The sequence below is a fragment of the Streptomyces griseorubiginosus genome, assembly GCF_001514195.1.
In the GTDB taxonomy this organism is placed as follows: domain Bacteria; phylum Actinomycetota; class Actinomycetes; order Streptomycetales; family Streptomycetaceae; genus Streptomyces; species Streptomyces griseorubiginosus.
This window is the reverse complement of sequence record NZ_KQ948742.1, coordinates 152,388-164,771: the sequence shown is the minus strand read 5'-3', so window position 1 is coordinate 164,771 and position 12,384 is coordinate 152,388. Positions and strand designations below refer to the sequence as shown.

General features: G+C 69.6%; 14 protein-coding genes. 6 read left to right on the top strand and 8 right to left on the bottom strand.

Annotation, left to right across the window (positions count from 1 at the left end; genetic code table 11):
• Positions 1-14: 14 nt before the first annotated feature.
• Positions 15-581: a dihydrofolate reductase family protein gene (locus AQJ54_RS32625; protein ID WP_062243382.1), complete on the bottom strand. Its 567-nt coding sequence runs from the start codon at positions 579-581 to the stop codon at positions 15-17.
• Positions 582-774: 193 nt separating this feature from the next.
• Between AQJ54_RS32625 and AQJ54_RS32620 the strand changes: the two genes are divergently transcribed.
• A complete protein-coding gene (locus AQJ54_RS32620; protein WP_062243379.1) occupies positions 775-2,160 on the top strand; it encodes a serine hydrolase domain-containing protein in 1,386 nt (461 codons plus the stop codon).
• 22 nt (positions 2,161-2,182) lie between these two features.
• On the opposite strand, the gene AQJ54_RS32615 is transcribed toward AQJ54_RS32620, so the two are convergent.
• Positions 2,183-2,635, bottom strand: coding sequence for a GNAT family N-acetyltransferase (locus AQJ54_RS32615; RefSeq protein ID WP_062025623.1), 453 nt, complete (start codon positions 2,633-2,635; stop codon positions 2,183-2,185).
• Positions 2,636-2,772: 137 nt separating this feature from the next.
• Here AQJ54_RS32615 and AQJ54_RS32610 point away from each other — a divergent pair, with 137 nt between their 5' ends.
• On the top strand, positions 2,773-3,981 hold the full coding sequence (locus AQJ54_RS32610; protein ID WP_062243376.1) for an MFS transporter: 1,209 nt from the start codon (positions 2,773-2,775) through the stop codon (positions 3,979-3,981).
• A gap of 72 nt (positions 3,982-4,053) precedes the next feature.
• Here AQJ54_RS32610 and AQJ54_RS32605 read toward each other — a convergent pair whose 3' ends face one another.
• Positions 4,054-4,920 (bottom strand): GNAT family N-acetyltransferase, encoded by an 867-nt coding sequence (locus AQJ54_RS32605; protein ID WP_062243754.1) that lies wholly within the window; start codon positions 4,918-4,920, stop codon positions 4,054-4,056.
• A 236-nt stretch (positions 4,921-5,156) separates the two neighbouring features.
• Between AQJ54_RS32605 and AQJ54_RS32600 the strand changes: the two genes are divergently transcribed.
• Positions 5,157-5,789: an HAD family hydrolase gene (locus AQJ54_RS32600; RefSeq protein WP_062243373.1), complete on the top strand. Its 633-nt coding sequence runs from the start codon at positions 5,157-5,159 to the stop codon at positions 5,787-5,789.
• 374 nt (positions 5,790-6,163) lie between these two features.
• On the top strand, positions 6,164-7,543 hold the full coding sequence (locus AQJ54_RS32595) for a globin domain-containing protein (RefSeq protein ID WP_428843812.1): 1,380 nt from the start codon (positions 6,164-6,166) through the stop codon (positions 7,541-7,543).
• Between the two features lie 40 nt (positions 7,544-7,583).
• Here the strand turns inward: AQJ54_RS32595 and AQJ54_RS32590 are convergent, their stop codons facing one another.
• From AQJ54_RS32590 to AQJ54_RS32570, 5 genes are all read right to left on the bottom strand, one after another.
• Positions 7,584-8,066, bottom strand: coding sequence for an NUDIX domain-containing protein (locus tag AQJ54_RS32590; RefSeq protein ID WP_062243370.1), 483 nt, complete (start codon positions 8,064-8,066; stop codon positions 7,584-7,586).
• Between the two features lie 88 nt (positions 8,067-8,154).
• Positions 8,155-9,075: a LysR family transcriptional regulator gene (locus AQJ54_RS32585; RefSeq protein ID WP_062243367.1), complete on the bottom strand. Its 921-nt coding sequence runs from the start codon at positions 9,073-9,075 to the stop codon at positions 8,155-8,157.
• A gap of 236 nt (positions 9,076-9,311) precedes the next feature.
• Positions 9,312-10,451, bottom strand: a complete 1,140-nt coding sequence (locus AQJ54_RS32580; protein WP_062243364.1) for a cystathionine gamma-lyase — start codon at positions 10,449-10,451, stop codon at positions 9,312-9,314.
• The gene (locus AQJ54_RS32575; protein WP_062243361.1) at positions 10,448-10,939 is read right to left on the bottom strand and encodes a low molecular weight protein-tyrosine-phosphatase; all 492 of its coding nucleotides are present in this window, start codon (positions 10,937-10,939) and stop codon (positions 10,448-10,450) included. Before AQJ54_RS32575 ends, AQJ54_RS32580 begins: the two co-directional genes overlap by 4 nt.
• A gap of 6 nt (positions 10,940-10,945) precedes the next feature.
• A complete protein-coding gene (locus AQJ54_RS32570) occupies positions 10,946-11,323 on the bottom strand; it encodes a phage holin family protein (RefSeq protein WP_062025612.1) in 378 nt (125 codons plus the stop codon).
• 57 nt (positions 11,324-11,380) lie between these two features.
• Here AQJ54_RS32570 and AQJ54_RS32565 point away from each other — a divergent pair, with 57 nt between their 5' ends.
• Positions 11,381-11,698 carry a cupin domain-containing protein gene (locus tag AQJ54_RS32565; protein WP_044471505.1) on the top strand — a complete coding sequence of 106 codons (318 nt, stop codon included), beginning with the start codon at positions 11,381-11,383 and terminating at the stop codon, positions 11,696-11,698.
• Positions 11,699-11,855: 157 nt separating this feature from the next.
• Positions 11,856-12,068 (top strand): DUF5326 family protein, encoded by a 213-nt coding sequence (locus AQJ54_RS32560; protein WP_020134115.1) that lies wholly within the window; start codon positions 11,856-11,858, stop codon positions 12,066-12,068.
• The last annotated feature ends 316 nt before the right edge of the window (positions 12,069-12,384 follow it).

Sequence of the window (12,384 nt, the reverse complement as noted above, 5' to 3'; positions counted from 1 at the left end):
GCGGGAGTCGCCTCTCAGCGGCGCGTCTCGTACCTGCTCAGGACCACGCCACCCGGGAACGTCCGGGTCTCCAGCAGGTTCAGGTTCACCCAGCTGTCCAGCGCGGCGAAGAACGGCGTGCCGCTGCCCACCAGGACCGGATGGGCGACGACCGCGTACTCGTCGATCAGCCCGGCGCGCATGGCCGCCCCGGCCAGCGTCGCGCCGCCGATGGTCATGGGGCCGCCGTCCTCGGACCTGAGCCGGGTGATCTCGGCGATCGCGTCGCCGGTGACCAGGCGGGCGTTCCAGTCGACCTTGTCGAGCGTCGAGGAGAACACCACCTTCGGCGTGTCCCGCCAGTTCCGCGCGAACTCGATCTCCGCGGCACTGGCGCCCGGCTGCTGGTCGCCGGTCGGCCAGTGGGAGCTCATCGCCTCCCACAGCTTGCGCCCGTACAGCGTCACGCCACTCGCCCGCTCGTGGTCGAGCCACCACTGGAACAGCTCCTCGTTGCGTGGGCCGCCCCAGCTGATGTCGTCGCCAGGCGCGGCGATGAAGCCGTCCAGGGTCAGGTTCATGCCGTAGATCAGTTTTCGCATCGCCCAGCCTTCCGTCCCGAGTGTCCGGTGTGGGGACCAGAGTGGCGCGGGAAACTCATCGGTGCGCGATCTGGGCTCGCCGGGGGTCGTGGTCCTGGTCCTCTTCCTCGTGGCTCAGCGCGTGCAGCTACCCGATCCCGACGCCGGGCTTAAGAAGTCGACGTCCGGGGCCCTCGCGGGATGGACTGGGGGCATGACGACATCTCAGGAAGAGCTGCTTCCCGGCACGCGCAGGGCGCTGCTGCACCGGATCGCCGTGGCCCAGGCCGAGGGGAGGGCGCCCTCGCTGGTGGCGGCGGTCGTACGGGGCGGACGGGCCGTGTGGCACGGGTCCCGTACGTCGGTGGACGGGCACGGGCCGGACGAGACCGTGCAGTACCGCATCGGGTCGATCACCAAGACCTTCACCGCCGTTCTCGTCCTGAGACTGCGGGACGAGGGGCTGCTCGACCTCGGCGACCCGCTCGAGAAGCATGTGCCCGGCACGGGGGCGGGGGAGGCCACCGTCGCCGAACTGCTCGCCCACACCGGTGGATTGGCGGCCGAGTCGCCCGCCCCCTGGTGGGAACGCACGTCCGGCTCACTGCGCCCCGAACTGGCCGACGTGCTGGGTGAGCAGCCCTTGCTGCATCCCGTGGGGCGCCGCTTCCACTACTCGAACCCCGGATACACCCTGCTGGGCGCGCTGGTCGAGAAGCTGCGCGGGGCTCCGTGGGAGGAGGTCCTGCGGCGTGAGGTGCTCGTACCGCTGGGACTCGACCGCACGGGCGTTCGTCCCGAGGCGCCGCACGCCGGCGGTTGGGCCGTGCATCCGTGGGCCGACGTGATGCTGCCGGAACCCGCCGAGGACCTCGGACGGATGGCTCCCGCGGGGCAGCTGTGGTCCACCACGGCCGACCTGGCGCGGTTCGCGGTCTTCCTGACGAACGGCGACGACCGGGTGCTGAGCGCGGAGACCGTGCGGGAGATGCGGACGCCCGCGGCTCCGCCGGGGATCGGGGACCTCGCCGACGGCGCCTCCTATGGGCTCGGGTTGCAGGTGCAGCACCGTGCGGGGCGGTTGCTGGTGGGGCATTCGGGCTCGCTGCCCGGCTTCCTGGCGAACCTGACGATCGGGGTGGAGGACGATGTCGCCGCGGTCGTGCTCGCCAACTGCACCTCCGGCCCCCTGCTGTCCACGGTCGGTGCCGACCTCGTGCGGATCGTCGCCGAGGCCGAGCCCAGGATCCCCGAGCCCTGGCGTCCGCTGCGCGAAGCCGACGCGCCGGCGCTGGAGTTGGCGGGGCAGTGGTACTGGGGGACGCACGGATTCGCCCTGCGCCTGACGGCGGACGGACTCGCGTCGCTGGAGCCTCTGTCCGGTGCCGGCCGTCGCTCGCGGTTCCGGGCCAACGGGGACGGCAGCTGGACGGGCCTGGAGGGCTACTTCGAGGGGGAGCTCCTGACAGCCGTACGACGACCCGACGGGTCCGTGGACCACCTCGACCTCGGGTCGTTCGTGTTCACCCGGCAGCCCTACGACCAGGAGGCCGACGTGCCGGGGGGAGTGGACCCGCAGGGGTGGCGCGGCATCGGATAGTCGCCCGGAGCGCTCCGGCAGCTCAGAGGGCCAGCTTGAAGCCCACGTGCGAGGCTGTGAAACCTAGCCGTTCGTAGAAGCGGTGGGCGTCTGTACGGGTGTTGTCGGACGTCAACTGCACCAGCCTGCAGTCGTGGCGCCGCGATTCCTCGATCGCCCATTCGATGAGCAGGGTCCCGAGCCCGCTGCCGCGCTCGTCGGCGTGGACGCGTACCCCCTCGATGATCGACCTGGTGGCACCGCGCCGGGACAGTCCTGGAACGACGGTGAGCTGAAGCGTGCCCACGACGCGGTCCTCGCGGGTGGCGACGACCAGATGCTGGTTCGGGTCGGAGGTGAGGCGCTCCAGGGCGGCCAGGTAGGGGGTCAGGTCGCCCGGTGACTCCCGCTCGGCGCCCAGGGGGTCGTCGGCGAGCATCGCCACGATGGCGGGGACGTCGTCCGCGGTGGCGGGCCGGATGTCGAGATCTCCCATGGGCGGCACCCTACGCGGGGGGCTTCGGGCGGAAGCGGAGCGGGCCAGTAACCGGCGTTTGCATATATAGCGCGTCTGCAATTATTGTTAGAGAGCGAAACATGCTCCTGCAATCGTCTGGGAAGGTGTCACCCCCCATGCCGCTCGCGCTTCTGGCTCTCGCGATCGGGGCCTTCGGAATCGGTACGACTGAGTTCGTGATCATGGGCCTGCTGCCCGAGGTCGCGGACGACTTCGGGGTCTCCATCCCCACCGCCGGGTTCCTGGTCACCGGCTACGCGCTGGGCGTCATGCTCGGTGCCCCGCTCATGACCGCACTGGGCACCAGGATCTCCCGCAAGCGGATGCTGATGCTGCTGATGGGGCTGTTCATCGTCGGCAACCTGCTCTCCGCCCTCGCCCCCGTGTTCAGTGTCATGCTGATCGGCCGCGTCATCGCCTCCCTCGCCCATGGAGCCTTCTTCGGCATCGGGTCGGTCGTCGCCGCCGACCTCGTCGCCCCGGACAAGAAGGCCGGAGCCATCTCGATGATGTTCACCGGTCTGACCGTCGCCAATGTCGTCGGTGTCCCGCTGGGAACGCTGATCGGGCAGACCGCGGGCTGGCGGCTCACCTTCACGATCGTCGCCGCGCTCGGCGTCGCCGGCCTCGCGGGCATCGCCCGGCTCGTCCCCGAGATGCCCCGGCCCGAAGGGGTACGCCTGCGCCACGAACTGGCCGCCTTCAAGAACGCCCAGGTCCTGCTTGCCATGGCGATGACCGTCCTCGGCTTCGGTGGAGTCTTCGCCGCCATCACCTACATCGCGCCGATGATGACCCACGTGGCCGGTTTCGCCGACGGCTCGGTCACCTGGCTGCTGGTCCTCTTCGGACTCGGCATGGTCGGCGGCAACCTCGTCGGCGGCAGGTACGCCGACCGCGCCCTGATGCCGTTGCTCTACGTCTCGCTGGGCGCCCTGGCCGTCGTGCTCGCGCTCTTCACGCTGACCGCGCACCACAAGGTCCTGGCCGGCGTCACGATCGCCCTCATCGGTGCGCTGGGCTTCGCCGCCGTGCCTCCGTTGCAGAAGAGGGTGCTCGACCAGGCGCACGACGCTCCCACGCTCGCCTCGGCCGTCAACATCGGCGCCTTCAACCTCGGCAACGCCCTCTCCGCCTGGCTCGGCGGACTGGTCATCGCGGCCGGCTTCGGCTACACCGCCCCCAACTGGGTGGGCGCCGCCCTGGCCGCGGCAGCCCTGCTGCTCGCGTTCCTCTCGGCCGCGCTGGAGCGCAAGGGCAGTGCTCCCAGCACCGTGGTGGCTGTGGCGACACCTGCCGGACAACGCCCTGCCGTGCATCACTGAGAGGCGACAGGACAACGACGACGGCGCCGGATCCCCTGACCCGGGGGACCGGCGCCGTCGTCCACCTGTGGCTCAGACCGCCGCCACCGTCAGCGGAGCGAACCGCCGCTTCCAGTCCCCCGGCAGCTCGGAGATCCCGTACGTCATGACCGCGTTGTAGGCGACCGGAGCAAGGCCGCGCTCCTTGGCCCACGCCCGCAGCTCTTCGTGCCGTACGTCGATGTCGGTGCGCAGCGGACGATCGGTGCCGGTGGCCAGGGACACGAGAAGTGCCTGGGCCGTCTCGGTGTCACGGGCGACCAGCGGCCCGACGACGTGGGTGTCCATGTTGGGCCAGGCGGCCGCGTATCCGGTGATCCGGCCGTTCTCCTCGACGACGCGCAACTGGTCGGCGAAGGCGGGCAGCCGGGTGACGAGGTGCGTGCGATCGGTGCCGAGCACTTCCTCGTCGAGCTGGAGGATGGCGGCGAGATCCTCGGCGGTGGCCGTACGGGTACGCACCGTCGGTGCGGAGCCGCCCGGCGTGAAGTGCCCCTTGAGCATCTCCGCCCGGCCGGTGACCTTGAAGCCCAACTCCTCGTAGAGCGGACGCCCATAGGGCGTGGCGTGCAGGGTCAGCGGGGTGGCCCCCATCAAGGAGAGGACGTGGTGCATGAGCCGACGTCCTACGCCCTGTCGGGCGTGCCGCTCGGCGACCAGCACCATCCCGATCGCCCCCAGGTCGGGTTGGTCGTACGGGCCGTACTCCGTGACCACGCACGCGGTGACGAGGCCTCCCTCGGGGTCGTCGATGCCATAGCCCTTTCCGGCCGCGAGGAGGAAGCCCCATTTGTGTTCCTCACGCGGCCACCCCCGGTCCTCGGACAAGTCGGCGCAGGCGGTGAGATCGCGGAGCGTCAGGCGGCGGATGGGGAGAGCGGCGAGAGAAGGAGTCGGCACGCACGTCAGGCTGTCCGACGGGCGCACTCGGCGTCCACCTGTTTCCGAGGGCAGGTACGAGCTTTTGGCCATGTCGTAGCCAAGCGCACATCGTGCGAACAGATGCCGGGTGTTTCACGTGAAACATCGAAGAACGGCGACCATTCGGTGATCAACCGCGAGTGGCTCTGACGTCTCACCGTACTCATGTGCCACTACTTCGAGGTCGGTGTGGTGGTGCCATTAGCCTCAAGGCTGTGGCGAGACTTCATCTTTTCGACCTCGACGGCACATTGCTCCACGGGACCACTGCACCCGTGGAGATCTCACGGCAGCTAGGACTCGAAGCCGAGGCGGTGGCGCTCGACCAGGCCATCGGTGCCGGGCTGATCGGTCCGCCCGAGTACGCGCAGCAGGTCTACGCGCTGTGGGCAGGGCTGAGCGAAGCGCATGTTGCCGCGGCCTTCGACAGTGCTCCGTGGCTGGCGCGGATCCGTGAGGTCTGGGCCGAAATCAGGGCGCAGGGCGACTACTGCGCGGTGATCTCGCTTTCGCCGTCCTTCTTCGTGGAGCGACTCACCGGCTGGGGCGCCCATGCCGCCTACGGCTCCCGCTTTCCGGCCGTTCCCTTCGTCGAACCCGTCGATCCGACCGGAGTCCTCAGTGCCGCAGCCAAAGTCCTCATCGCGGATCGGTTGTGTGCGGAGTTCGGCGTGACGCGGGCGGACTGCATTGCCTATGGCGACTCGTCCTCGGACACGGACCTGTTCGGTGTGGTGCCGGTCTCCGTGGCGGTCAATGCCGACCATCATCTGTCCGAGATCTCAACGCATTCCTACACGGGTACGGATCTGTGGGACGCCTATGAACTGGTGCGCGCTGCCCGGTAGTTGTGGCGATGAACGGTTCTTCCGTGCGGGACTCGTGGGGACCGGTAGGGTCGGCTCCGGTTCCTGTTCGTACAGAGGTGCGACCTCTTTGTGCGGACTGGAGCGGGGCAATGCAGCCTAACGGGACGGAGAGATCGAAGACCCGCGTTTGTGGTTATGAGGCCAGGCGTCCGCACCCGGTGGGACGCTGCGGTGAGAGCACTGCGGCCGATGTCTCGCTCTCGCCTCCTTGTCCGTGAGGGCCGCGAATGCGGGTGTCATGTGGCTGCGTTGGCCGTGATGCCGAGCGGACAGCCGTCTGCGGGGGAAAGCAGGCATCTTCCGACCGAGGAAGAGCGCAGACCGACCGAACGATGTTCGAGGCGAGGCACACCATGGACGCTCCGACCGCCATGTCGGGCGACGGCACTTCCGAGGGCGGCAACGGCACTTCCGAGATCGGGAGTGGCTGGTTCGCTCCACGCAGAGAACCGGAGGCAGCGCCCGGCACGGACGCCGAAGCAGACCCGGCGAACCGGCAGGCCGCGCCTGTTCCGGCGCCCCGGCCCACCGCCTTACCCCGCAAGGCGGAGCAGGCTCTCGAGGCCCCGACGTACCAGCCCTCCCTCTCGCACTACGCACACCTGCCCCAGAGCGACCAGCCGCCGTCCCCGGACGCCGTTCTCGTCCGCCGCACCATGGCCGGGATCGCCGACGTGGCCGACCAGGTCACCTCGTACTTCTACGCATTGCTGTTCGTGCGCCATCCCCACCTGCGCCCGCTGTTCCCGGCAGCCATGGACGCCCAGCGGGACCGCCTGCTCAAGGCGCTGCTCACCGCCGCCGAGCACATCGACAACACCCCGGTGCTGGTCGACTACCTCCAGAACCTGGGCCGGGGCCACCGCAAGTACGGCACACGCCCGGAGCACTACCCGGCCGTCGGCGAATGCCTCATCGGCGCGCTGAGCAAGTACACCCCCGGAGCCTGGGACGCGGAGACGGAAGCGGCCTGGGTGCGGACGTACACGAAGATCTCGCAGGTGATGATCGACGCGGCCGCCGCGGACGAACTGCGCGCCCCGGCCTGGTGGTTCGCGGAGATCGTCTCGCACGACCTGAGGACCCGGGACGTAGCCGTCGTCACCGTCAGACCCGACCAGCCCTATCCCTTCGTCGCCGGCCAGTACACGAGCGTGGAGACGCCATGGTGGCCGCGCATCTGGCGACACTACTCCTTCGCCTCGGCCCCCCGCTCCGACGGCCTGCTGTCGTTCCATGTGAAGGCGCTTCCCGCGGGCTGGGTCTCAGGCGCCCTGGTGCACCGCGCCCGGCCAGGCGACATCATCCGGCTCGGTCCGCCGACCGGATCGATGACCGTGGACCACACCACCGACCGCGGCCTGCTGTGCCTGGGCGGCGGCACCGGCATCGCCCCCATCAAGGCGCTGGTCGAGGACGTCGCCGAACACGGCGCACAGCGTTCGGTCGACGTCTTCTACGGCGCCCGCACCGACCACGACCTGTACGACCTCGACACGATGCTCAGGCTCCAGCAATCGCACCCCTGGCTGTCGGTCCGCGCGATCGTCGACCGGCAGCCCCGTCGGCTCCCGGACGCCATCCGCGAGTACGGCCCCTGGCACGAGTACGACGCCTACCTCTCGGGGCCGCCCGGGATGATCCGCAGCGGGGTCGACACGCTCAGGTCCATCGGGATCCCCTCGGAACGCATACGCCATGACTCCGTGGAGGAGCTCGTCCTGGCGCAGTGATCCGCAGCCGATGCGGGGCCTCGTGGTGCCTGTCGGCGCTTCAGCCCAGGTCGGGCGCGTGCATGGCCCGTACGCCCTCGATATTGCCGTCCAGATAGTGCCGCAGGGAGAGCGGGACGAGGTGCACGGAGGCGATCCCGACCCGGGTGAACGGCACGCGCACGATCTCGTACTCCCCGATCGGCTCGTCCACTTCGGGCCCGTGCCGCAGCGACGGGTCCATCGACTCCAGGTGGCACACGAAGAAGTGCTGCACCTTCACGCCGGTCGCGCTGCCGCTGTCGCCGATGTGCTCGACGGTGTCCACGAAGCAGGGGACCACGTCGGTGATCTTGGCACCGAGTTCCTCGTAGACCTCGCGGTGCAGGGCGTCGATGACGGTCGAGTCTGTCGGCTCGACTCCACCGCCAGGAGTCAGCCAGTAGGGATCCATGCCGGGCTTGGTGCGCTTGATCAGGATCAGGTCGTCACCATCGAGCAGGACGGCGCGTGCGGTGCGCTTGACCACGGGTCGGACGGTCATGGGTGGAATGTGGCCCGGATGGTTCCACGTGAAACATCGCGTGGCGTCACCGGCCGGACTCGCTCGGTGAAGGGCGCAAAATGCCTGGTCAGTCCCAGTCGGCAGCTGCCCGGAGCAGCCATTCGTGTGCCCGTGCGATGTGCGGCATGGCCAGGGTCCCGGTACGGACCACCAGGAAGTACGTCCGCAGCGGTGGAACGGGGGGCTCGTGCAGCGCGACGACGTCTCCGCGCGCCAGGGCGCTCGCGCACAGGTAACGGGGCAGTACCGCGAGTCCGGCGCCCGCGACGGCGCAGGCGAGCGCCGCACGAAGGTCAGGGACGATCACGGTGCCCGGGGCGGCCGGGCGGGAGTCGAAGACGGCGGCCCAGTAGCGCGAGACGAACGGGAGCGACTCATGCACCTCGATCACGGGGACGCCCTCGAAGGCGGGCGCCCGCCTCGCGGCCGACACGCCCTCCGTCTCCTCCCCCGATCCGGTCTGGTCGGCCCAGGCCGGCGCGGCGACCAGGACGTGCTCCTCGTCGCAGAGCGTGCTGGCGGTGAGCAGCGGGCCGCGCGGACGGGCCGTGCAGATGGCCAGATCATGATGCCCGGCGGCGAGTCCTTCCAGGGTCTCCTCGGCGTTTCCGAAGGAGGCTCGCAGGGCGAAGGCCTGGCCGTCCTCGCCGGTCAGCTCGGTGAGCGCGGGGAGAGCGCGCTCGGCGGTGAACTCGGGAGGGCCCGCGAGATGCAGGGTGCGCAGGGAGGACTCGTCGTCGAGCCCGGTCTCGGTGATCTCCACCAGGGCGTCGAGATGCGGGGCGGCCTTGTGGGCGAGTTCGTCGCCGATGCTCGTCGGAGTCACACCGCGGGCCTGCCGTAAGAACAGAGGGCGGCCCAACTGCCGCTCCAGAGTGCGGATCTGCGAGGTGACGGCCGGCTGCGACAGGCCGAGCAGGGCGGCGGCGCGGGTGAAGGAACCGGCCCGGTGCACCGTCACAAAGGTGCGCAGCAGGGCCAGATCCATGGTGACGCCTCCCTTTCCCTGCCCTTCTCCCGGCATCGAGGCAGGGCCCAACTATAAATATGTCGATAGGTCTCTGTCGCTACTGTGATTGGACACTGACAGAGAGTCAATTAGCCTTGTTCGCGAGGTTCTTCGCGCGCGGAACCGGGACGGTCCGAGCCACGAGGGGGGAGGCTCGGACCGTCCGTCGTACGTAGCCGGACATGGACGTACGTCCGTAGAGCCGTCACCGGAACTCAGTCGGCCGACTCGTCCAGTGCCCGCAGCACATCCGCCACCAGGTCCTCGGGATCCTCGGCTCCGACCGAGAAGCGGATGAAGCCCTCCGGCACGTCGTCCCCGCCCCAGCGTCGGCGCCGCTCGGCGGTGGAGCGCACCCCGCCGAAGCTCGTCGCGTCGTCGACGAGCCGCAGCGCGTCGAGGAAACGCTCGGCACGCGCGCGCGTGGGGAGCGTGAAGGACACCACGCACCCGTAGCGCCGCATCTGCTGCGAGGCGATCTTGTGCGAGGGATCGTCGGGCAGTCCCGGGTAGCGCAGTCCCGTCACCTCGGGGCGCTCCCGCAGCGCCTGGGCGAGCACGAGCGCGCTCGCGTTCTGGCGGTCGACCCGCATCTGGAGCGTGGCGATCGAACGGTGCGCGAGCCAGGCCTCCATCGGCCCGGCGATCGCCCCGACGATCTTCCGCCAGCGGCGCACCGCGTCCATGGCCTCGCCCTCGCGGCCGCTGACGTACCCCAGGAGGACGTCTCCGTGCCCCGTGAGCTGCTTGGTGCCGCTGGCGACGGAGAAGTCCGCGCCGAGCTCCAGCGGGCGCTGTCCGAGCGGTGTGGCGAGCGTGTTGTCCACGGCGACGAGGGCTCCACGCGCGTGTGCCGCCCCGACGAGCCGCCGGATGTCGCACACGTCGAGCCCGGGGTTGGAGGGGCTCTCGATCCACAGCAGCCGCGCCCCGTTGAGGACATCGAGCTGGGCGTCGTCGCCGGTCGGCGCGGTGCGCACCTCGATGCCGTAGGCCTCCAGCTGGGCCCGGACCATCGGCAGCACCTGGTAGCCGTCGCCGGGCAGGACGACCGTGTCCCCGGCGCGCAGCTGCGAGAAGAGCACGGCGGAGATGGCGGCCATGCCCGAGGCGAAGACCAGCGTCTCCACGTCGGACCGTCCGGGCGCCTCCAGTTCGCCGATGGCGCGCTCCAGCAGGCTCCAGCTCGGGTTGGTGTCACGGCCGTAGGTGTAGGGGCCGTCGACCTCCCCCGGCAGGTGGAAGTGGGCGGCGAAGGCCGGTCCGGGCAGGGTCGGTTCGTTCTTGGCCGCGTCGGGCAGTCCGGCCCGCACCGCGCGTGTGCCCTCGCCGTCGTCGGTCGCCCTGTCGCTCATGCCACCTGTCCTTCCGCTTGCTCGCGTACCTCGGCGAGCAGGCCCTCACTCGCCGCCTCCACCATCTCAAGGCACTCCTCGAAGCCGTCCAGGCCCCCGTAGTACGGGTCCGGGACGTCGAGGTCGTCGCCCGCGGCGGGGTCGTACGAGCGCAGCAGCCGCACCTTCGAGGCGTCCTCAGGGGTCGGGGCGAGAAGCCGCAGGGCCTTCAGGTGACCGGCGTCGAGGGCGATCACGAGGTCGAGCCGGGAGAACCAGGACGACTGGAACTGGCGGGCCGTGTGGGTCCCGTCGTACCCGTGCTCCTCCAGGACGGACACCGTGCGCGGGTCGGCGCCGTCGCCCTCGTGCCAGCCGCCGGTCCCGGCGCTGTCCACCTCGATCAGGTCGTCGAGGCCGGCCTCGGATATCCGGGCGCGCAAGACCGACTCCGCCATGGGGGAACGGCAGATGTTGCCCGTGCAGACGAAACAGATCCGGTAGGTCATGCCTCCTCAGTCCTCGTCGGGCAGGACGATGTGCAGGGCCCAGGAGACGATCGAGATGATCAGGCCGCCCAGGACGGCGGTCCAGAACCCCTCGACGTGGAAGCTCAGGTCGAGCTTGTCCGCGAGCCATGAGGTCAGCAGCAGCATCAACGCGTTGACGATCAGCGTGAACAGGCCGAGCGTGAGCAGGAACAGCGGGAAGGTGAGCACCTTCACGATCGGCTTGACCAGGAAGTTCACCAGGCCGAAGACCAGGGCGACGAGGATCAGCGTCCAGACCTTCTTGGCCGTGCTGTCACCGGTCAGGGTGATCTTGTCCAGCAACCAGACGGCGACCGCCAGGGCACCCGCGTTGGCGATCGTCTTGACTAGGAAATTCTTCATGTGTCTGATCGTGGCAGAAGAGATCGAGTACGGCACTGACGAGGGTGGACTGAGTCGATGAAGGCATTCCGGTTGGACGAGCTGGAGGCGGAGCGCGCCGCCAACGACGGTGCCTATCTCCAGTTTCTGCGCGAACGGAACATGTCGGTCGGCCTGTACGCGCTCGACGCCGGTGCGCAGGACCCGCAGCAGCCGCACCGCCAGGACGAGGTCTACTTCGTGGTCAGCGGCCGGGCCGCGATCACCGTGGGCATGGAGACCACCCAGGTCGCCCGGGGCAGCGTGGTCTACGTGCCGGCCGGAGTCGCCCACAAGTTCCACCACATCAGCGAGGACCTCAGGGTGATGGTGGTGTTCTCTCCCCCGGAGAGCTGACCCGCGACCTCGGGGTTCCCTAGGGGATCAGTCAGGGGACGACAAGGGATGCGAGGCCCCCGCCGGGACCCCTGCCGGCCCTAGCATCGAGGGCAGGACATTGGGATCCGGTACCAGAGGGGCCGGACGGTGCCGGAATGCAGAGAGGTTGCGTGCGATGGGAGAGATCTTCGCGGGGATGCCGTGGTGGGTGAAGTGGATCGCGGTGCCGGTCATCGCCCTGGTCGTCTTCGGCGGGCTGATAGCCACGGTCGTCGGCTTCGTCATCGGCCTGCTCTTCAAGCTGCTGGTCTTCGTGGCCCTGGTCGGCGGACTGGTCTACGTCGTACGGAAGTTCACGTCGAGTTCCTCGTCACGCAGCGACTGGTGAGGGGTCGCTGCGGGCGGGTCGAGCGGTAACAGGAATCGCCTGTTCCCTCGGGCGAGGGAAGTTTCCCGGACGGGCCGTATACGTGCGGTGGCGGACCGTTAAAGTCCGGAACTCGACGCGGGGACGTCCCCGCGAGCGGCGTACACCCCCTCCCGTGTTCCCCCGCACGGGCCGCCCTCCACGCGCTCCGGGAGTGCCCCTTGGCCACGGTTGACACCGCACCCGCACAGGTCGCGAGCCCACCCGCACGGTTCACCGGCGGGACGACGACTCCCGCACAGCCGAACGCACCGGCCACGCTGCCGACGGCTGCCGC